The following is a 19530-nucleotide window of genomic DNA, read 5'->3' as shown; positions in this document are numbered from 1 at the left end:
GCCCGGCTAAACCGGTTCAACCCTGGATAAAAGCTGCAGCGGTCAGTTTCCCGGCCGTGGCCGCGGCAGCGGGATGCCGATCTCGGGGGTCTCGGTGAAAGCATTCACCGAGGCCGGCAAGCTGGCCGCACCACTGGTAGTGGCGGCGGGCAGCGAAGGCGCTTCGAGCTCGGGCGCCGCGGCCGCGACCGGCACAGCGCCGCCATTATAGGTTGCCGCCTCGGCAGACGCCGGCCCCGGCGCGTCGAGCACGGCGCGGCATTCCTTCGGCAAGTTCGCCATCGTCATCAGGTCACGAGCCTTCGGCGCATCCGGGTTCTTGTTGGGCCGCCAGGGCTCCTGCGTGAACCACCAGGCGAGCGGCTTGCCGCAGCCGTCATCGGCCGGCGTCGCTTCCTGCGCCTTGCAGTTGGGCGAGCCCGGCTGGCAGCCGATGCGCATGTGGAAATGGTAGTCGTGGCCCCAGAACGGCCTGATCTTGCGCAACCAGTCACGATCGCCCTTGACGGTGTCGCAGAGCTTTTTCTTGATGCCGGGATTGACCAGGATGCGTTCGACCTCGGGATAGCTCGCAGCACGCTTCAAAAGCCTCGTATGTGCCGGCGTCCACAAGGCGTCCTTCACCAGATGGGTCTTCTCGTCGACCATCAAAGTGGCGCTGATGCTCTCGCGTTGCGCCATCGACAGCGGAGAGCTGGGCATCGGCGTCAGCCAGATGTCGGCATCGAGGCCGATCTGGTGCGAGGCGTGGCCAGTCATCATCGGGCCGCCGCGCGGCTGCGAAATGTCGCCGATCAGCAGGCCCGGCCAACCATCGGCCGCGGCGTCGCGCGACAGTTTCTCGATCACCGCGATCATCGCCGGATGGCCCCAGCGACGGTTGCGCGACGGCCGCATCACCTCCCAGGTCGGGCCATCCACGGGAATGGCGACGCCGCCGGCAAAACAGCCCTTGGAATAGAAGCCAATGGATTGCGCTGCGGTCGCCGCCGGCAGCTTCTTGGCGCCGAACAGATCCTTCGCCCGTTCCTCGGCCGCTGCCGGCTGCGCGGCGAGCCCGGCCAGCGCGAACAGGCCGAGCGCTGTGGCCAGCAGTGATTTCCTGCCGAGAGATCGCCGCGTCGCTGTTTTCATGAAACCCGATCCCCACCGCAATCCAAGGCCGAATCATAGCACGCTACGCGCGCCGCTTCGATGATTAGCGCTTCATCGGGCTGCGCGGCTCGCCATCGCGCCAATCGCCGCTGGCCCACATATGGTCGAAGGCGGCGCGGTAATCCGGAAAACGCAGGGAATAACCCGCCGCCTTGATCGCCGCGTTGGCGACACGCTTGTTCTCGCCATAGAAGGAGCGCGCCATGGGCGAAAGTTGGGCGGCGTCGAAGGGAATTTCGGGCGGCGGTGTGATGCCCATCAGCGCCGCGGCATAGGCGACGACATCCTGTGGCGGCGCGGGCAAGTCGTCGGTGACATTGAAGATGCCGCCGAGATCGCGTTCCGCCAAATGCCAGAGCGCGCCGGCAATGTCATCGCAATGGATGCGGTTGAACACCTGGTCCGGCTTGACCAGCCGCCTTGCGGTGCCGTTTTCCAGATTGACCAGGGCGTTGCGGCCGGGCCCGTAAATGCCCGACAGGCGCAGGATCGCCACCGGCCGACCGATGTCGCGGCCCAATTCCAGCCAGTCCTGTTCGGCAGCCACCCGCATCACCGAGCGCTTCGACACCGGCCGGCACTCGGCCGTTTCATCGACCCAGGCGCCGTCATAATTGCCGTAGACACCGACGGTCGAGAGATAGCCGATCCATGCGAGCGCCGGCATCCCGGCCACGATCGCCGCGCGGGCGGCATTCAGCACGGGATCACCCGCCTCTTCCGGGCCGACCGAGATCAACAGATGTGTTGTCTTTCCCAGCGCATCGGCGATTTCGCCGGTCATCGCGCTGTCGAACAGCAGCGGTACGATGCCGGCCTGCCGCAGCGTCTCGAGTTTATCCGGCGAACGCGTCGTCCCGAAGATCCTGCCGGCACCCTTGTTGGCGCGCGCAAAAGCCTGGCCGGAATAGCCGGCGCCGAAGATGAAGATCTGCTTTTCGCTCATGAATGCATCCTGGTTGGCCGCGCCAGACGCCATTCGTCGCACACGGCCTTGTCGTCCTCGGTTTTCAGGCCGATAGCTGCCCGTTCGGAATATTCGGCATCGGGCACCAGCCGCGCCAGCGCCCATATTGCCGCGCCCCGCACCAGCGGCGAGCCATCCGCCAGCAGTGCACGCACTGCACCGGCGAGCTCGGCATCGCCGGAATTGCCGGCGGCGATCAGCACGTTGCGGACAAAACGATCGCGGCCGACGCGTTTTATCGGCGATCCGGAGAAGAAGGCGCGGAAGGCCGTGTCGTCGAGTTGCAACAGCTGGCCAAGCGGCGGCTCGCGCAAATCGTCGCGCGCGGCAAGCTTTGCCTCTGAAGCCGCCCGGGCGAACTTGTTCCACGGGCAAGCGGCGAGGCAGTCGTCGCAGCCATAGATGCGGTTGCCGATCTTTTCGCGGAATTCATGCGGGATCGGCCCCTTGTTCTCGATGGTGAGATAGGAGATGCAGCGCCGCGCATCGAGGCGGTAGGGTGCCGGGAAGGCGTCGGTCGGGCAGGCGTCGAGGCAGGCGCGGCAGGAACCGCAATGGTCGATCTCGGCCCGGTCGGGCACGAGTTCGGCAGTCGTGAAGATGGTGCCGAGGAACAGCCAGGAGCCGTGCTCGCGGCTGACCAGGTTGGTGTGCTTGCCTTGCCAGCCGAGCCCGGCGGCCTCGGCCAGTGGCTTTTCCATCACCGGTGCCGTGTCGACGAACACCTTCACGTCGCCGCCGGCGCGCGCCACGAGCTTGCCGGCGATTTCCTTCAGCCGGCCCTTCATCACCTCGTGATAGTCGCGGTTCTGCGCGTAGACCGAGATGGCGCCACGGTCGTGCTTGGCCAGCACCTCGCGCGGATCATGGTCGGGACCGTAATTCATCGCCAGCACGATGATCGAGCGCACCTGCGGCCACAGTGCCGTCGGTTCGCTGCGGCGCTCAAGCGTCTCGGCGATCCAGCCCATCGAACCGTGAAAGCCGTCGGCGACGAATTCGGCCAGGCGCGCAGGCGCGAGCGGGATCGCATCGGGTGTGGTAACGGCGACGGCATCGAAGCCGGCGCGATGCGCCTCTGCGTCGATCAGCGCGCGCAGTTTTGCGGCGTCAGAAGTCGAGGTCCGCATAATGCGACACCGGCGACAGGCCGCGCACCCGGTCGGTCAAAAGCGGCCGGAAGGACGGCCGCGACTTCACCCGCGTGTACCATTCGCGCGCCGCGGCGTGCTCGCGCCAGTCGATCTCGCCGAGATAATCGAGCACCGACAGCGTCGCGGCGGCCGCGAGATCGGCATAGGTGACCCTGCTGCCGGCCAGCCAATGGCGGGTGCCGGCGAGCCAGTTGGTGTATTTCATGTGCTGGCGGATGTTGGCGCGTGCGGCGCGGATTGCGCCAGAATCGGGCGAGCCGCCACCCGCCGTTTCCGGCATCACCGGCTTCAGCACGCGTTCACGCACCAGATGGCGGGTGACCTCGCTTTCGGCCTTGTTGAGATACCAGTCGATCAGCCGGCGGATTTCGGCGCGCTGCATCGGGTCCTCGGCGAACAGCCGCTTGTCGCGCTTCAAGACGCCGCGCGTCTCATCGAGATATTCCGATATGACGGTTGCGCCGACGATCGGCACGTCGCCTTCGGCCAGAAGGATCGGCAGCGTGCCGGCCGGGTTCAGCGCCAAAAACTCCTTGCGCCGCGTCCACGGCTTTTCCTCGATCAAGGCCAGCTCCTCGCCATACTCGCCGAAAGCGAGGCGGACGAAGCGACAGGTGGCGAACATGGGGTGGTGGAAAAGCGTCAGCATGGTTCCGCGATGATAAAGCGCACTGGCGAATCGCCGGTCGCACCGGTAAGTCTTGGCCGCCCGCCTAGCGGGCCGTCAGGGTGTTGCGACCTATAGGGGGACTTGCAGGCCATGACAAGCAAGCCGTTCTGTTAGCCGTCACGCCAATGCCGAGGTAGCCATGGAAAGCCAGACCATCGTCGAAGCCCTGCTGCTCGGCCTGCTGGAGGGACTGACCGAGTTCATCCCGGTCTCGTCGACCGGTCATATCCTGCTCGCCGGCCATTTCCTCGGCTTCCATTCGACCGGCAAGGCCTTCGAGATCTTGATCCAGCTCGGCGCCATCCTGGCGATCCTGAGCGTCTATTTCCGCCGACTGTGGCAAATGCTGCTCGACCTGCCGCATGACCGGCTGACACGACATTTCGTCATCGGCATCCTGATCGCCTTCCTGCCGGCGGCGATCATCGGCGCGCTGGCGCATGATTTCATCAAGACAGTGCTGTTCGAATCGCCAAGGCTGATCTGCATCATGCTGATCATCGGCGGCGTCGTGCTGCTGGCGGTGGACCGCATGAACCTCAAGCCGGTCTACCGCGACGTTGAGCGCTTCCCAACCCGGCTTTACCTGCAGATCGGGCTTTTCCAGTGCCTGTCGCTGATCCCCGGCACGTCGCGCTCGGGGTCGACGATCGTCGGCGCGCTGCTCTTGGGCGTCGACAAGCGGGCGGCGGCGGAGTTCTCCTTCTTCCTCGCCATCCCGACGATGGTCGGCGCCTTTGCCTTCGACCTGTTCAAGAACCGCAACGTGCTGAGCAGCGCCGACCTGCCGATCATCGCCATCGGCTTTGTCGCCGCCTTCGTCACGGCGCTCATCGTCGTGCGCTTCCTGCTCGATTACGTCTCGCGCAACGGCTACTCGCTGTTCGGCTGGTGGCGGCTGGTGGTCGGTGGCGTCGGGCTGGTGGCGTTGATGATCTGGGGTTGAGCTACGGCAATCGCTTCGGTTGGAGTTCTCATCTCACCGGCCGTCACCACTGCCCCTCACCTGCCTGCCGGCATCCTCTCCCCGTATAGGGACGGGGAGAGGGGCGTTCTCATCGATGGTTTCGCCAATCGCCAGCGTTGCAAAAAAAGGGAGCCGGCGTTGCGGCCATCTCCCTTCTCCCGTCCCTATAAGGGGAGAAGGTGCCGGTAGGCGGATGAGGGGCGGCGCCAACTTCGGCAACGGGTCGTCTTCAGAAACCTGCTCTAATTCCTTCCATAAAACGCATTCTCCACATGCACCGGCCAGCGCCAGGGCAGCACCGCGACCATGTCGAAGCGCATCGACAGCCTGCCATAGTCGGACTGGCGCGACAGCCAGATGTCGGCCGCCGCCTCGATGCGGCGCTCCGATTCATGACCGATCGCCTCCATGGCTTCGATCAGCGTGCGGCGTGCCTTGACCTCGACGAACAGGACGAGATCGCCGCGCCGCGCGATCAGGTCGATCTCGCCGAAACGGGTGCGGTGGCGGCGCGCCAGAATCCGGTAGCCCTTGAGCATCAGCGCTGCCGCCGCCAGCCATTCGCCGCGATGGCCGCGCCGATAGGCTTTTTGGCGGCTTGCGCTCGGGCGCTCAGCCACCACTCTCTCCGGCAGCATCCCTGAGCTCGAGCAGCCGCCGATAGAGCGCCTGTTTCTGGCCGCCGGTCATTTTCGCCGCTTCCGCCGCAGCCTTGGAGGCCGGCATTTCGGCTGCGAGCGACAAAAGCAGGCGGTCGATGTCTTCAGGCTCGTCGGCCCTGGCCTCGGCGGGACCGACGCAGACGACGATCTCGCCCTTCGGCGTATCGGCCGCCGCATAGTGGTCGGCCAGCACTTGCAGCGTGCCGGTGCGCATCTCCTCGAACGTCTTGGTCAGCTCGCGGCCAATCGCGGCCTTTCGGTTGCCGCCGAGGGCCTCGACCATGGCGCCGAGGGATTCGGCCAGCCGGCGCGGCGATTCGAAGAAGATCAGCGTCGCCGGCACGGCCTTCAGGGCTTCGAGCCGCGTCAGCCGCTGCCCAGCCTTCACCGGCAGGAAGCCGGCGAACAGGAAGGCGTCCGACGGCAGGCCAGATGCGGTCAGCGCGGCAAGCGGCGCCGACGGGCCGGGGATCGGCACGACGCGAATGCCATAGTCGAGCGCCTCGCCGACCAGCCGGTAGCCGGGATCGGAGACCAGCGGCGTGCCGGCATCGGAAATCAGCGCCACGCTCTGTCCGGCCTGGAGTGCCGCGATCAGTTTTGGTCCGGCCTCGCCGGCATTGTGCTCATGATAGGCCGTTGTGCGGCGGCGGATGCCGTAGCGGTCGAGCAGCACGCGCGACACCCGCGTGTCTTCGCAGGCGACGATGTCGGCGGCGGCCAGCGTTTCCAGCGCACGCAGCGTGATGTCGGCGAGATTGCCGATCGGCGTCGCCACCAGATAGAGCGCCGCCTCGAGCGGCCGGGCCGCGATCTCGGTCTGCCCGACCACATAGCTGCGCTTGCTCGTCTCGCCGGTCACCGATGCATCTCCGTTCAAACCCTGTTTGGCACGGCTGACGCCGGCTTGCAAAAGCTGACGCCGGGTCCGCCTGCCATTCCTTTGCCACAGTAGGGAACGAAACCGGGTTCGGCAGATTTACCCCCTGATTCCCGAGGAGGAGGACAGGATGGACAGCCTAAAAATACAGGACGCTTTCGAACCCTACTATGCCGGCCGCAAACGCGTTGCCGCGGCCAAGGACAAGTGCCTGCCTGCCAAGACCGACACCAGCCTGACCAAGCGGACCACGAGCGCCTTGCCGACGAATGTCAGGCTTTCCGACAACAAACCAGACAGCACGACGGAGCACTGACCGAACGATGCCCAATCGCTTCGATATCTTCATCACCCGTCTTGAAACGAAAAACGCCCGTAACGGCGTGCCGCTATCCCAAGTAGGTGACCAGCATCGCGCCCGCCGCGACAAGGACGACGCCAAGCCGGTCCGCTCCGGAGACTCGCACGCCGAGAAGGACCGCGCCAAACACCGCCACAAGCACGACGCCTAGCGCAGAGGTTGTGACGGTTCAGAATTCTGCCGTCGCATTCCTCGCCAACGATCGCGGCATGGATCCGGGTCAAGCGCGAGGCTGACAAAGCGTAGTTGCAAATGCTCGGCCTCATTCAGCCGAGATATCGCGGGACCTTCGCCTCGAGAAGCTGGACCAACACCGGGTCCATGAATTCATAGTCATCGGGGATGTCGAGGCAGATGACACGGGCCTTCTTCAGGCTGGCCTTGAATTTCTTCTGCAATTTGGCGCGGTGCGCCTTTTCCATGACAAAGATGATATCGGCCCAGGCGACGAGCTCATGCGTCAGCGGCGTTTCCGCGTCGTGGTTTGTTCCGGCCGACTCAACCTCGATATCGCTGCGCTTGGAAAACACCTGCTCGGCGGTCGGGCTGCGCAAGCGGTTCTGGCTGCAGACGAAGAGCACGTTCTTCAAGGGTTAGCGCGCCAGATCCGCCACCACCGCGTCGAGCACGATCATGCCGGCCGGCGTGGCGCGGAGCCGGGCGTTGCCGATCGGCGCCACCAGCCCCTCGCCCTGCAGCACCGCCAACCGTGCGCTCGACAGGCCGCGCCCGGAGAACGCCTCGTAGCGGGAGAGATCGATGCCTTCGGCCAGCCGCAGGCCCATCAGCAGGAACTCGTCGGCCTCCTCGGAGCGCGTCAGGATCTCGCCGCCGGTGACGCCATGGCCCTTGGCTTCGACCAGATTGGCCCAGGTTTCCGGCATCCGCTCGGCGATCGTCACTGTGCGGCGGCCGTTTTCAACAAAGCGGCCATGCGCGCCGGGTCCGACACCGACGTATTCGCCATAGCGCCAATAGGTCAGATTGTGCCGGCTTTCGGCGCCAGGCCTGGCGTGGTTCGAAATCTCGTAGGCCGGCAGGCCGTGCGTCGTGGTGATCTCCTGCGTCAGCGCATAGAGGTCGGCGGCCTGGTCATTGTCGGGGATGATAAATTTCTTGGCCGCATGCAGCGCGTGGAAAGGCGTGCCTTCCTCGATGGTCAGCTGGTAGAGCGACAGATGATCGGCGGCATGGCTGATCGCCTGTTCAAGCTCGGCCTGCCAGGCCTCCGGTGTCTGGCCGGGCCGGGCATAGATCAGGTCGAAGGACAGCCGCGGGAAGATCTCACGCGCCAGGCCGATGGCATGCAGCGCTTCCTCGACATTGTGCAGCCGGCCGAGAAAGCGCAAATCCTTGTCGTTCAACGCCTGCACGCCGAGCGAGACGCGGTTGACGCCTGCTGCCCGATAGCCGCGAAACCGTTCGGCCTCGACCGAGGATGGATTGGCCTCCAGCGTCACCTCGATGCCATCGGGCACCTTCCAGTTCTTCGCGACGGCGTCCAGAATCCTGGCCACGGTTTCCGGCTTCATCAGAGACGGCGTGCCGCCGCCGAGAAAAATGCTGGTCACTTCGCGCGGCCCGGTGCGCCGGCGCATGGTCGCGAGCTCGGCCTCGAAGGCGCTGGCAAAGCGCTCCTGGTCGACCGGCTGGTGGCGGACATGGCTGTTGAAGTCGCAGTAAGGGCATTTGGCCGCGCAGAACGGCCAATGGATGTAGACGCCAAAACCGGGCGCCCGGTCGAGCAGCATGCTCATGCCGAACCCAATCTCGCTTCGGCGAATTTCTGGAAAGCGCGGGCGCGGTGCGACAGCGCCGTCGGCTGGCCGGGCTTCCAGCCATGTTTTTCCTCGGCGCTCATCTCACCGAAGGTCTTTTCAAAGCCGTTGGGCAGGAACACCGGGTCGTAGCCGAAGCCGAGGTCGCCGCGCGGCGGCCAGACCAGCGTGCCTTCTGCCTCGCCGCGATAATACTCGGCATCACCGTCGGGAAAGGCCAGGCAGATGACGGCGACAAAGCGCCCCTTGCGCTGTTGCGGCAAGGCGGCACCGACTTCCTGCAGCGCCACTTCGGTGCGTTGCATGGCCATGGCGAAATCGCGCGAACCGTCAGGGGTTTCGGCCCAGTTGGCGGTGTAGACGCCAGGCGCGCCGTCGAGCGCGTCGACGCACAGGCCGGAATCATCGGACAACGCCGGCAGGCCGGTGGCCTGGGCGGCGGCAAATGCCTTGATGTAGGCGTTCTCCTCGAAGGTGGTGCCGGTTTCGTCCGGCTCCGGCAGGCCATAGTCCTTGGCCGATTTCGCTTCGAAACCGAACGGCCCCATCAAATCGGCGAATTCGCGCAGCTTGCCGGCATTGTGGCTGGCGACGACGATCTTTTTTCCATCAAGCGAGTGAATGGTTGGCGAATGCATCATATGCCCCAGATCCGTGGCTCGGCGAATTCGATCGAATTGCCCGAGGGGTCGCGTATATAGATCGAACGGCCGCCTTGCGGCCATTCAAATTCGCTTTCGATGGCGATCTTCTTCGCCTCGAGATGCGTTTTCCAGCGCTCGATCTCGTCGGCGCTGGCCGCAAAGCAGAGATGACCTTCGCCGACTGCGCCGTGCGGCGGCACTTTCAGCCTCGCGTCGGGCGCCGGCGGCACTTTCGTCGCCTCGGCGTTGAAGATGAGCAACACGCCGGGTCCGCAGCGGAAGAAGAGGTGCCTGCCGTCAACCTTGCCGAGCAGGTCGAGCCCGAGGACGCCGGTGTAGAACTTCTCAGCAGAGTCAAGGTCGGTGACGTAGAGAGCCGATTCCAGAATGGCGGAGGGAATCACGAGGCACCCCCCTCTGCCCTACCGGGCATCTCCCCCGCAACGGGGGAGATTGGAAGCGTCAACGCCGGCTCACAGCTTGCAACGTTGGTGGTTGGCGAAACCAAGGACCACAGCCGATCTCCCCCCTTGCGGGGGAGATGGCCGGCAGGCCGGAGGGGGGTGGGAAGGATCGCCAACCTCATCAATACAAACCAGGCCTAAACCACCGCCATCTGCTGCAGGCTGACCAGGCGCTGGATGCCTTTCTTGGCCAGGCCCATCAGGTCGGCGAACTGGTCCTCGGAAAAGGGCTCGCCCTCGGCGGTGCCCTGGATCTCGACGATGCCGCCCTTGCCGGTCATGACGAAATTGGCGTCGGTGCCGGCCGAGGAATCTTCGAGATAATCGAGGTCGATGACCGGSTGGCCGTCATGGATGCCGCAGGAAATCGCCGCGACATGGTCCTTGAGCACCTTGGCGACGCTGGCCATCTGGCGGGCTTCCATCCAGCGCAGACAATCATACAGCGCCACCCAGCCGCCGGTGATCGAGGCCGTGCGGGTGCCGCCATCGGCCTGGATGACGTCGCAGTCGACGGTGATCTGCTGCTCGCCCAGCGCCTGCAGGTCGACCACGGCGCGCAAGGAGCGGCCGATCAGCCGCTGTATTTCCAGCGTGCGGCCGCCCTGCTTACCGGCGGAAGCCTCGCGGCGCATGCGCTCGCCCGTCGAGCGCGGCAGCATGCCGTATTCCGCCGTGACCCAGCCCTTGCCGGAATTGCGCATCCAGCCCGGCACCTTCTCCTCGAGGCTGGCGGTGCACAGGACATGGGTGTCGCCGAACTTCACCAGGCATGAGCCTTCGGCATGCTTGGAGACGCCGCGCTCAAAGGAGATGGCGCGCATTTCGTCGAATTGGCGTTTGGAGGGGCGCATTCAGGCTTCTTTCCCGTCATTTTTCGGATTCTTGGCCGGCTTGTAACCACATGGGGCGCGTGGCGCAAAGGAAAATGGCCGGTGATCTGACTTCAGACACCCGGGTGATCTGACTTCAGACACCTGGGTTGCGCGGACCATGGTGAAGTCTATATCCTTGGGCCGGAGGTTTTTGGCGCAATGACCAAGGCAGTTGCCGAACCCAGTCTGCTGTCGCCTGCGCTGCAGTCGCTCGACATGCGTTCGCGCGACATCTTCCGGCGCATCGTCGATTCCTACCTGAAGGACGGCGAACCCGTGGGATCACGCAGCCTGTCGCGCATCCTGCCGTCCTCACTGTCGCCCGCCACCATCCGCAACGTGATGAGCGACCTCGAGCATCTCGGCCTGATCTATGCCCCCCACATTTCCGCCGGCCGGTTGCCGACGCAGGCCGGCCTGCGCTTCTTCGTCGATGCCTTCATGGAACTCGGCGACCTCTCCGACGAGGAGCGCCGCACCATCGAGGCGCAGGTGCGCGCGTCCGGCTCGGGTGCGACGCTGGAACACATGCTGACCGAGGCCAGCCAGATGCTGTCGGGCATGTCGCGAGGCGCCGGCCTGGTGCTGGCCGCCAAGAACGAGGTGGCACTGAAGCACATCGAATTCATCCAGCTCGAGCCGACCAAGGCGCTGGCGGTGCTGGTGTCGCAAAACGGCGACGTCGAAAACCGCGTCGTCGAGTTGCCGGCCGGCATCACCGTCTCGCAGTTGCATGAAGCCTCGAATTTCCTCAACGCCCATATTCGCGGCCGCACGCTGGCCGAGGCGCGGATCGAGATTGCCCGCATCAAGGAGGAGACCAGGGCCGCGCTCGACACGCTGTCGCAAGACTTGGTCGAGAAGGGGCTGGCGGTGTGGGCCGGCGCCGAGAGCGGCCTGCCGGCGCGGCTCATCGTGCGTGGCCGCGCCAACCTGCTCGAAAACGTCACCGCCCAGGCCGACATCGAACTGTTGCGTCACCTGTTCGAGGACATGGAGACGCAGGATGGGCTGATCCAGCTGCTTGACCTGGCCGAACAGGGATCGGGCGTGCGCATCTTCATCGGTTCGGAAAACAAGCTGTTTTCGCTGTCGGGCTCGTCGCTGGTCGTCGCGCCCTATCGCGACAAGGACGCCCGCGTCGTCGGCGCACTCGGCGTCATCGGCCCGACCCGGCTCAACTATGCCCGCATCGTGCCAATGGTCGACTATACGGCGCAGCTGATTTCCCGCATGCTGCGTTGAACTGGGTAACCGAGGAGACGACGATGGCGCTCGAAGAATTCAAGGCCCGGATCAGTCTGTTGCTCGAAGAAATGGTCAACCAGCCGGAGGACCAGCACGAAATCCAGGAGCAGTTGCGCGAGAAACTGCAGGAAATGCGCGCCATGGGCCTGCCGCTGCCGGCCGATCTCGTCGCGCTGGAAAAGCGCCTCGACGACGATTTCTACGCCGCCGGCACCTGAGGCTGGAGACCGTTTCACCTCAACTCATCATGTGAGGCGGAACCGAGGAACAAACAGGCCGTTGATTCCTTCGCGACAAGGTGGAGGACGAAATGATCCGATTGGCCGGGCTGGCGTTTCCTGCCGCACTGTTTCTCACGACGGCTGCATTGGCCCAGCAAGCGGAGCAGCCAGTACTGAGGGGTGCCGCCGCCTTCGGCGACTGGCGTGCCGACAGGCCTGGGGTGCGCCGCCTGATCAAGCCGCAAGACCTGCCTAGGCCTTATGTCACCAAATCCGCCTCGAACGGCGCCGGCCTCGCCGACCGGCCGGCGGACGCCGAGCTGAAATTGCCGCCGGGCTTTTCGGCCGAGCTGATGGCGTCGGGCATCGACAATCCGCGCGTCGTGCGCACCGCGCCAAATGGCGACCTGTTCGTCGCCGACAGCGAAGCCAACCAGATCCGCGTCTATCGCCTTGCCGAGGGCAGCGCGAAGCCGGCGAAGGACGGCATATTTGCCGGCGATCTCAACCAGCCCTACGGCATCGCCTTCTACCCGCCGGGCAAGGACCCGCAATGGGTTTATGTCGCCAACAGCGACAGCATCGTGCGCTTTGCCTATCGCGATGGTGACCTGAAGGCGGCCAGTGATCCGGAAACCATCGTCGAAAACATCCCTGCCAATCATCACTGGACCCGCGACATCGTCTTCTCGCCGGACGGCAAGACGCTCTATCTGTCGGTCGGCTCGGGATCGAACGTCGCCGAGAACATGGCAAAGGAGCCGGATGGCGGCCTCGACGCCTGGACGAAGTCGCAGCCGCTGGGTGCTGCTTGGGGGTCCGAGGACGGCCGTGCCGACGTGCTGGCCTTCGACCCCGACGGCAAGAATGGCCGCATCGTCGCCACCGGCTTGCGCAACTGTTCGGGCATGACGGTCCAGCCGGCGACCGGGGCGCTGTGGTGCGTCGTCAACGAGCGCGATGCACTCGGCGACAATGTGCCGTCCGAATATGCGACTGTGGTCAAGGACGGCGCTTTCTATGGCTGGCCCTGGTATTACATCGGCAACAACGAGGATCCACGCCACAAGGGCGAGCGCCCCGATCTTGCCGGCAAGGCGACCATTCCCGATGTGCTGATGCAGGCGCACTCGGCGCCGCTCAACATCGCCTTCTACGACAGAAAGGACTTGGCCCTCGGTTCCGGCTTTCCGGCCGAATACAAAGGCGATGCCTTCGTCGCCTTGCACGGTTCATGGAATCGCGGCAACCGAACCGGGTACAAGGTGGTGAGGTTGCTGTTCAAGGACGGCAAGCCGACCGGCGAGTACGAGGACTTCATCACCGGCTTCGTCGTCTCCAACGGCGAGGTGTGGGGACGACCGGTCGGCGTCGCGGTGGCCCGGGACGGCGCGCTGATCGTGACCGAGGACGGCAACGGAACCATCTGGCGCGTCACCTATAGTGGCGGCCGTTCCTGACAGCATGGTCGCACGCCGACGTGGTGCAATCGAATCCGGCTTCAGCCAATTCCCGCATGGCTGACCTTGTGTCATAGGTCGTCGGTGCAACAGCGTCGCGCAAGGCCGCAACCATGACCGTTACCGGCTTCCTCGCCTACAGTGCCGCCCTCGGCATCGCCGCCGCCATTCCCGGCCCCGGCGTCACCGCGCTCGTCGCGCGGGCGCTCGGCTCAGGCTTCCGTTCGTCGCTGGCCATGTCCTTTGGCCTGATGCTTGGCGATCTCACCTATCTGACCGCCGTGGTGCTGGGCCTCGCCTTCGTCGCGCAGACCTTCGGCATGGTGTTTCTCGCCATCAAATGGCTTGGCGTCGCCTACCTCGCCTTCCTCGGCTGGCGCTTCTGGACCAGCGGCATCACGCCCGAAACGGTCGAGGCGAAGAAGGGCAAGGGCGGGTTGGTTTCGAGCTTCCTCGCCGGCCTCACGGTCACGCTCGGCAATCCGAAGACGATGATCTTCTACCTCGCCATCACGCCGACCATCGTCGACTTGAAGACCATCACGCTGGCCGACTACGGCATACTGGTCGCGCTGACGATCGTCGTGCTTTTGGTGGTGCTGGTGCCCTATCTGGCGCTGGCGGCCAAGGCACGCTGGTTCATGAAATCGCCGCGCGCGCTCAAGGCGCTGAACCGCACCGCCGCCGGCTTCATGGTCGGCGCCGCGGCGGCGATTGCCGCCCGTCAGTAGGCTCCTTTCGGCCAAATCATTCCAGGGACAGGCTTCTCCGGGAAACGCTTTTCCAGGAGCCCTATGTTTTAGACATGGGTCCCACTCGATATTTTCGGCCGACAGTCTATCTTGCGCGACCGAAGGTCCTATCTTGGCGGTTGCAGTGCCACTTGCCTGAAGTCCTCCACTTGCCTGAAGTCCTCCACTTGCCTGAAATTCTCACTTGCCTGAAGTTCTGGGAGCGAAACCAATGAACAAGCCCGTCACCCCTGCCCGCGTGCCCGGTCGCGGCCGCGTCTACGATTCCATCACCGACACGATCGGCGACACGCCGCTGGTGCGGCTCGACAAATTCGCCAAGGAAAAGGGCATCGTCGCCAATCTCATCGCCAAGCTCGAATTCTTCAATCCGATCGCCTCGGTCAAGGACCGCATCGGCGTGGCGATGATCGAGTCGCTGGAGGCCGCCGGCAAGATTTCTCCCGGCAAGACCACGCTGATCGAGCCGACGTCGGGCAACACCGGCATCGCGCTTGCCTTCGCCGCGGCCGCCAAGGGCTACAAACTGATCCTGACGATGCCGGAAACGATGTCGATCGAGCGCAGGAAAATGCTGGCGCTGCTCGGCGCCGAGCTGGTGCTGACCGAGGGACCGAAAGGCATGAAGGGCGCCATCGCCAAGGCCGACGAGCTGGCGGCGACGATTCCCAATGCCATCATCCCGCAGCAGTTCGAAAACCCCGCCAACCCGGAAATCCATCGCACGACGACGGCCGAGGAAATCTGGAACGACACGCATGGCGAGGTCGATATCTTCGTCGCAGGCATCGGCACCGGCGGCACCATCACCGGTGTCGGCCAAGTGCTGAAGAAGCGCAAGCCCTCGGTGCATGTCGTCGCCGTCGAGCCGGAATCCTCGCCAGTGCTGTCGGGCGGCCAGCCCGGCCCGCACAAGATCCAGGGTATCGGCGCCGGCTTTGCGCCAAAAATCCTCGACACCACGATCTATGACGAGATCGTCAAGGTCTCGAACGAGGATTCGGTCGCCAATGCCCGCCTCGTCGCCCGCCTCGAAGGCGTCCCGGTCGGCATCTCGTCGGGCGCCGCCCTGCAGGCGGCGATCGTCGTCGGCTCGCGGCCGGAGAACAAGGGCAAGAACCTCATCGTGGTCATCCCGTCCTTCGCCGAACGCTATCTGTCGACGATCCTGTTCGAGGGGTTGGGGGCGTAGGGTCTCGCTATCTCGARAATAGAACCGGCGCGATCCTTCGCGCCGACATCAAAGGGTTCTGCACCGTTCGGCCTGGCCCCCCGAAAAAACCTCTGGTGGCGGCCGGTACCGGCTTGAGCAGAACCTGCTTCCCGTGCAAATCGTCACCGGCCTGCTTTGCGCAGGCCGGGGAGAAATTTCATGTACAAGCTCTATACCCGTCCGGGCAGCGGCGGCTTCGTCGTCGAGGCGGCGCTGGCGCTGGCGAACGCGCCGTTCGAGCAGGTCGACGTGCCGAAGACGGACAGGCCCGATCCGGCATTTGTCGAAATCAGTCCCTTGAACCAGGTTCCGGCGCTGACCTTGCCGGACGGCAGCTCGATGACCGAATCGGCGGCGATCTGCATCCTGCTTGCCGAGCGTCACCCCGATGCCGGCCTGGCGCCGGCGGTCGACGCGCCGGCCCGCGCTGACTTCCTGCGCTGGATGGCCTTCATGTCGTCCGTGCTCTATCCGGCAATCCTGCGGCTCTACTACGCCCATCGCTATACGACCGACGCCGAAGGCACGAAGGCCGTCAAGCAAGCGGCCATCGCCGAAATGGATCGCGGCTTCGCCGTCCTCGATGCGGCGCTCAAGGACCGCGACTGGTTGGTGGGCGACCGCATGTCGGTGGCCGACATCTACCTCGTCATGCTGGTGGCCTGGCATCCCGACTCCGACAGGGCTCGCGCGGCGTGGCCGAATGTGGAACGCCTGTGGGCCGGAATGCGCGAACATCCGGTGATCAAGACGCTCAACACGGCACATGAGATGTGGCCGGCCTGAACGACTGCCGACGGCGAGGCTTAGTGTCTGAGGGCTGCCCGTTTTCCCTGTAGGAACCGGCGCACCGCCGGGTCGCGCTCAAGGCCGATCGCCCGGTCATAGGCCTCGATCGCCTGCGGCACCTGACCGAGCCTGGCCAGGAGACCGGCGCGCGCCGCCCAATAAGGTTGATAGTCGTTGAGCCGCTTGTCGTCGCCCAGCACATAAAGAGCCGCCAGCCCCGCCACAGCGCCTTCAGCCTCCGCGATCGCCACCGCGCGGTTGATCGCCACCACCGGCGATCCGACGATGACTGACAGCGCATCGTAGAAATTGCGGATCGCGGCCCAGTCGGTCAGGCCGGTCAGCCGTCGCGCCGAATGGACGGATTGTACGGCCGCTTCGAGCTGGTAACGGCCTATGACGCCCATGGCGGCGGCGCGGCGCAGCAGGGATTCCGCTTCCTCGATCAAGGCTGCGTCCCATTCCGCGCACTTCTGCTCGGCGAGCGGCACATACTCTCCGGCCGCATCGCGCCGCGCCGAGCGGCGTGCCTCGGCAAACAGCATCAGCGAAAGCAGGCCGAGCGCCTCCGGCTCATCCGGCATCAGCGAAGCCACCAGCCGGCCGAGCCAGATGCCTTCAGTCGCCAGGTTGCGGCGCTGCGTCTCGGTGCCGGCCGGATCGGACCAGCCTTCGGCGAAAGCGGCGTAGATGGCTTCCAGGACCGCGTCCAGCCGCTCGCCGAGTTCGGCCCGTTCAGGCACGCGGAACGGAATGCCGGTTTCCCGGATGCGGATCTTGGCGCGCACCAGGCGCTGGCCCATAGTTGCCGGCGAGACCAGGAAGGCAGAGGCGATGGTAGCGGCGTCCAACCCTAGGACCGTCTGCAGGATCAGCGGCGCGCGCACACCCGATTCGATCGCAGGATGCGCGCAAGCAAACATCAGCCGCAGCCGTTCGTCGGGCAGCTCTTCGTCGGTCATGCGCGCCTCCGCCTCCTCGGCAATTAGCTTGAGATGATCGCGGCCGGCCTCGCTGGTCAGCCGACGCCGCACCGCATCGACGCGCCGGCGCCTTGCCACGGCCAGCAGCCAGGCTTCCGGCCTTTCAGGCACCCCGGTTCGCGGCCAATGTTCGAGCGCTGCGGCAAAGGCATCGGCCAGCGCATCCTCGGCCCCAGCCACGTCGCGCGTGCGCGCCGCGAGCCAGGCGACCAGCTTTCCGTAGCTCTGCCGGGCGGCGGCCTCGGCGACCGCCCGGGCGGCATCTGACCCGACAGCCTTCATGCAGCAGTGTATGTTGTCATGTATTCGGCCATCGGCCAGATCGGCCGCACTTCCATTGTGCCGGCGCTGGCACCGGGACAGCGTGCCGCCCACGAAATAGCCGCGTCCATGTCGGGCACCTCGATCAAATAGTAGCCGCCGAGTTGCTCCTTGGTATCGGCATAGGGGCCGTCAATCACGTTGGTCTTGCCGTTGGCCACCCGTACGGTGGTTGCTATCTTGGTTGGTTTCAATCGCTCACCGGCCACGAACACACCGGCCTTCTTCATCGCTTCGGTATAGGCGCCATAGGCGGCGCTCATCTGGGTGATCGCCTCCTTGGGCGCGGCCGCCATTCCGGCTTCGCTGGAATATATAAGAAGCAGATACTGCATGGTCTTCTCCCGTGGTTTCGAGGCCGCGTCATTGCGAGCCGGACGTATGTCGCGCGGCATCGCCCGATTTCGACAGGCGGCGGAAAAACTTTCGGCTGCGGCGGCTTTTTGCGCAAGCCGCCAACTGTTTTGTGATCGCCCGCACCCGTAGAGGTGCCGTAACCGACAATGAGACGCCTCATTCGCTGCTTCCAGAGCCGCGCTTTCAGCCCAGGAACCGCTCGCGCAGTTCGGCAGGAGGAATGCCGCAACTGTCTTTCCTGCCGAACAGGGCGTAGCGGTTTTTGGCGATGCGGTCGTAAAGCCAGTTGCGCAGCGGGCGCGGCAGCAGCAACAGGACCTTTGCCGCCCGCCACGGCCAGCCGAGCTCCGCCATGACGGCAACGAAGCTGTCTAGCTGCGTGAAGGCGATGCCGTCGATCAGGACGAGATTGGTCTCGTAGGAATAATCCGTGCGCAGCCCGTGTTGCCTGAACAGCGCTTCTCCGAACGGCGACTGCGCGGTGGCGAAGCGTAAGCGGCCTTGACGGTCGAGCCTGACCACCATGCGCACGAAGCCGGAGCACAGCACGCAGACGCCGTCGAAGACGATCAGCGGATGGCTGCGATCGAGGGGGTCGGAGGGACGGACGGACTTGGGTCGACTTGAATGGGGACGACTTGGGTTGGGAAGGTCAGTCACGCGGGCCTCGGCTGCTTATGCCCTAGGACATTAAGCCAGCCGGAGGCGGTATCAAAGCCGAGGCGATATCGCACGCCGCCTGTCGGTCAGAGCGGGACGCTCGGCGCGATAGGTGGTGGCGCGGGATTCGGCGGCCGGCCGGCAGATCCGGCTGTCGTGGCGGCTCTCGAAGGTCATGGTCAGCGCGCGCTCAACGAATTGCCGCGACGGGCGCTGGCCGGGCCGGGGCCGCGCATGTAGTAGCGCTCCGGCCGATAGGTCGGCGCAACGAATTCGCGGATGGCGGCGGCATAGCCGATGAGGTGCGTGAGGAAGTTCATTTTACCTGTCCCTGTCCCGATTTTCGGATGTCCCTTCCGAATTGCGGGCATCTTAGCGTCGAGGCGTGAATAGTCGGTGAACACGATGTTAATATCTGGTCGAAAAGGCCTTGGTTCGTGGCCGGAATGCGGCTGATTCGGGGTCTTTCCGTGTGGTCCGTCGACATTTCGGCCAATGTGACTTTTGCATCACATATGTTTCGTTTGAATGTCGCCTGCGCGCGGTTCTGTTTCAATTCTTGCCGCGCTGGCGAAATTTCCTTGCTGGCCGACGCAGCGCCGGAAATCCCAGCCTGGCATGCTGACAGGGATCGGTGACGGAACTGGAACAGGCTCCAGTCGTTCTGGATTTCGGGACCTGTTGCGAAGGGAATTGTCATGGCGCCGCGTCCGGCCTGGAAGGGTTATCTGAAGCTGTCGTTGGTCACCTGTGCCGTCGAATTGACCAACGTCGTCACCCAAGCCGAGAAGGTCTCGTTCCGGGTGCTGAACCGCAAGACCGGCAACACCGTGAAGCGCATCTATGTCGACGCAGAAAATGGCAAGCCGTTGCGCGAGGGGGATGAGATCAAGGGCTATGAAGTCGATGACGGCGACTTCGTCCGCATCGAGGAAGACGAGATCGAGGC

Annotated in this window: 25 protein-coding genes; 10 read left to right on the top strand and 15 right to left on the bottom strand. The window is 64.7% G+C overall.

Annotated features, from left to right (window positions below; translation table 11 throughout):
- Positions 1-42: 42 nt before the first annotated feature.
- The 4 genes from mepA to ACXJ7R_RS01600 form a co-directional block, all read right to left on the bottom strand.
- The gene (gene mepA, locus ACXJ7R_RS01615) at positions 43-1134 is read right to left on the bottom strand and encodes a penicillin-insensitive murein endopeptidase (RefSeq protein WP_457150273.1); all 1092 of its coding nucleotides are present in this window, start codon (positions 1132-1134) and stop codon (positions 43-45) included.
- Between the two features lie 64 nt (positions 1135-1198).
- A complete protein-coding gene (locus ACXJ7R_RS01610; RefSeq protein WP_457150272.1) occupies positions 1199-2101 on the bottom strand; it encodes an SDR family oxidoreductase in 903 nt (300 codons plus the stop codon).
- The gene (gene queG, locus ACXJ7R_RS01605; protein ID WP_457150271.1) at positions 2098-3252 is read right to left on the bottom strand and encodes a tRNA epoxyqueuosine(34) reductase QueG; all 1155 of its coding nucleotides are present in this window, start codon (positions 3250-3252) and stop codon (positions 2098-2100) included. The genes ACXJ7R_RS01610 and queG overlap by 4 nt, the downstream gene beginning before the upstream one ends.
- Entirely contained in the window at positions 3233-3925 is a 693-nt protein-coding gene (locus tag ACXJ7R_RS01600; protein ID WP_109667600.1) for a glutathione S-transferase family protein, read from the bottom strand. Before ACXJ7R_RS01600 ends, queG begins: the two co-directional genes overlap by 20 nt.
- A 160-nt stretch (positions 3926-4085) precedes the next feature.
- Here ACXJ7R_RS01600 and ACXJ7R_RS01595 point away from each other — a divergent pair, with 160 nt between their 5' ends.
- The gene (locus tag ACXJ7R_RS01595) at positions 4086-4892 is read left to right on the top strand and encodes an undecaprenyl-diphosphate phosphatase (protein WP_457150270.1); all 807 of its coding nucleotides are present in this window, start codon (positions 4086-4088) and stop codon (positions 4890-4892) included.
- Between the two features lie 263 nt (positions 4893-5155).
- On the opposite strand, the gene ACXJ7R_RS01590 is transcribed toward ACXJ7R_RS01595, so the two are convergent.
- Both ACXJ7R_RS01590 and rsmI read right to left on the bottom strand, forming a co-directional pair.
- Positions 5156-5533 carry a YraN family protein gene (locus tag ACXJ7R_RS01590; RefSeq protein ID WP_457150269.1) on the bottom strand — a complete coding sequence of 126 codons (378 nt, stop codon included), beginning with the start codon at positions 5531-5533 and terminating at the stop codon, positions 5156-5158.
- The gene (gene rsmI, locus ACXJ7R_RS01585) at positions 5526-6437 is read right to left on the bottom strand and encodes a 16S rRNA (cytidine(1402)-2'-O)-methyltransferase (protein WP_457150268.1); all 912 of its coding nucleotides are present in this window, start codon (positions 6435-6437) and stop codon (positions 5526-5528) included. The genes ACXJ7R_RS01590 and rsmI overlap by 8 nt, the downstream gene beginning before the upstream one ends.
- A gap of 148 nt (positions 6438-6585) precedes the next feature.
- Here rsmI and ACXJ7R_RS01580 point away from each other — a divergent pair, with 148 nt between their 5' ends.
- Together ACXJ7R_RS01580 and ACXJ7R_RS01575 are read left to right on the top strand one after the other, a co-directional pair.
- Positions 6586-6771 (top strand): hypothetical protein, encoded by a 186-nt coding sequence (locus ACXJ7R_RS01580; protein ID WP_457150267.1) that lies wholly within the window; start codon positions 6586-6588, stop codon positions 6769-6771.
- Positions 6772-6778: 7 nt separating this feature from the next.
- Complete coding sequence (locus ACXJ7R_RS01575) at positions 6779-6967, top strand: hypothetical protein (RefSeq protein WP_457150266.1); 189 nt, start codon at positions 6779-6781, stop codon at positions 6965-6967.
- A 115-nt stretch (positions 6968-7082) separates the two neighbouring features.
- Here ACXJ7R_RS01575 and ACXJ7R_RS01570 read toward each other — a convergent pair whose 3' ends face one another.
- The 5 genes from ACXJ7R_RS01570 to rph form a co-directional block, all read right to left on the bottom strand.
- Complete coding sequence (locus tag ACXJ7R_RS01570) at positions 7083-7406, bottom strand: low molecular weight protein tyrosine phosphatase family protein (RefSeq protein WP_457150265.1); 324 nt, start codon at positions 7404-7406, stop codon at positions 7083-7085.
- 3 nt (positions 7407-7409) lie between these two features.
- Positions 7410-8573: a radical SAM family heme chaperone HemW gene (gene hemW, locus ACXJ7R_RS01565; protein ID WP_457150264.1), complete on the bottom strand. Its 1164-nt coding sequence runs from the start codon at positions 8571-8573 to the stop codon at positions 7410-7412.
- Positions 8570-9217, bottom strand: a complete 648-nt coding sequence (gene rdgB / locus ACXJ7R_RS01560) for an RdgB/HAM1 family non-canonical purine NTP pyrophosphatase (RefSeq protein WP_457150285.1) — start codon at positions 9215-9217, stop codon at positions 8570-8572. The genes hemW and rdgB overlap by 4 nt, the downstream gene beginning before the upstream one ends.
- Positions 9218-9231: 14 nt before the next feature.
- On the bottom strand, positions 9232-9642 hold the full coding sequence (locus ACXJ7R_RS01555; protein WP_457150263.1) for a VOC family protein: 411 nt from the start codon (positions 9640-9642) through the stop codon (positions 9232-9234).
- 197 nt (positions 9643-9839) lie between these two features.
- Entirely contained in the window at positions 9840-10556 is a 717-nt protein-coding gene (rph, locus tag ACXJ7R_RS01550) for a ribonuclease PH (protein ID WP_457150262.1), read from the bottom strand.
- 180 nt (positions 10557-10736) lie between these two features.
- On the opposite strand from rph, the gene hrcA reads away from it, so the two are divergent.
- From hrcA to ACXJ7R_RS01520, 6 genes are all read left to right on the top strand, one after another.
- Complete coding sequence (gene hrcA, locus ACXJ7R_RS01545; RefSeq protein ID WP_095083770.1) at positions 10737-11822, top strand: heat-inducible transcriptional repressor HrcA; 1086 nt, start codon at positions 10737-10739, stop codon at positions 11820-11822.
- Positions 11823-11845: 23 nt separating this feature from the next.
- Positions 11846-12043, top strand: coding sequence for a hypothetical protein (locus ACXJ7R_RS01540; RefSeq protein ID WP_095084361.1), 198 nt, complete (start codon positions 11846-11848; stop codon positions 12041-12043).
- Positions 12044-12135: 92 nt separating this feature from the next.
- Positions 12136-13506, top strand: a complete 1371-nt coding sequence (locus ACXJ7R_RS01535) for a PQQ-dependent sugar dehydrogenase (protein WP_457150261.1) — start codon at positions 12136-12138, stop codon at positions 13504-13506.
- A 113-nt stretch (positions 13507-13619) separates the two neighbouring features.
- The gene (locus ACXJ7R_RS01530; protein ID WP_457150260.1) at positions 13620-14237 is read left to right on the top strand and encodes a LysE family translocator; all 618 of its coding nucleotides are present in this window, start codon (positions 13620-13622) and stop codon (positions 14235-14237) included.
- 232 nt (positions 14238-14469) lie between these two features.
- Positions 14470-15450, top strand: coding sequence for a cysteine synthase A (gene cysK / locus ACXJ7R_RS01525; protein WP_457150259.1), 981 nt, complete (start codon positions 14470-14472; stop codon positions 15448-15450).
- 180 nt (positions 15451-15630) lie between these two features.
- Positions 15631-16257: a glutathione S-transferase family protein gene (locus ACXJ7R_RS01520; protein WP_457150258.1), complete on the top strand. Its 627-nt coding sequence runs from the start codon at positions 15631-15633 to the stop codon at positions 16255-16257.
- 20 nt (positions 16258-16277) lie between these two features.
- Here ACXJ7R_RS01520 and ACXJ7R_RS01515 read toward each other — a convergent pair whose 3' ends face one another.
- The 4 genes from ACXJ7R_RS01515 to ACXJ7R_RS01500 form a co-directional block, all read right to left on the bottom strand.
- Complete coding sequence (locus tag ACXJ7R_RS01515) at positions 16278-17525, bottom strand: RNA polymerase sigma factor (protein ID WP_457150257.1); 1248 nt, start codon at positions 17523-17525, stop codon at positions 16278-16280.
- Positions 17522-17899 (bottom strand): YciI family protein, encoded by a 378-nt coding sequence (locus tag ACXJ7R_RS01510; protein ID WP_457150256.1) that lies wholly within the window; start codon positions 17897-17899, stop codon positions 17522-17524. Before ACXJ7R_RS01510 ends, ACXJ7R_RS01515 begins: the two co-directional genes overlap by 4 nt.
- Before the next feature lie 205 nt (positions 17900-18104).
- Positions 18105-18581 (bottom strand): thiol-disulfide oxidoreductase DCC family protein, encoded by a 477-nt coding sequence (locus tag ACXJ7R_RS01505; protein ID WP_457150255.1) that lies wholly within the window; start codon positions 18579-18581, stop codon positions 18105-18107.
- A 179-nt stretch (positions 18582-18760) separates the two neighbouring features.
- Positions 18761-18901: a hypothetical protein gene (locus tag ACXJ7R_RS01500; RefSeq protein ID WP_095083793.1), complete on the bottom strand. Its 141-nt coding sequence runs from the start codon at positions 18899-18901 to the stop codon at positions 18761-18763.
- Positions 18902-19279: 378 nt separating this feature from the next.
- Here ACXJ7R_RS01500 and ACXJ7R_RS01495 point away from each other — a divergent pair.
- Positions 19280-19530, top strand: a 251-nt coding sequence (locus ACXJ7R_RS01495; protein ID WP_457150254.1) for a Ku protein, incomplete at its 3' end; no start/stop codon positions are given.

Source organism: Mesorhizobium sp. P5_C1, assembly GCF_054049815.1.
This window is presented reverse-complemented; position numbering and strand designations above follow the sequence as displayed.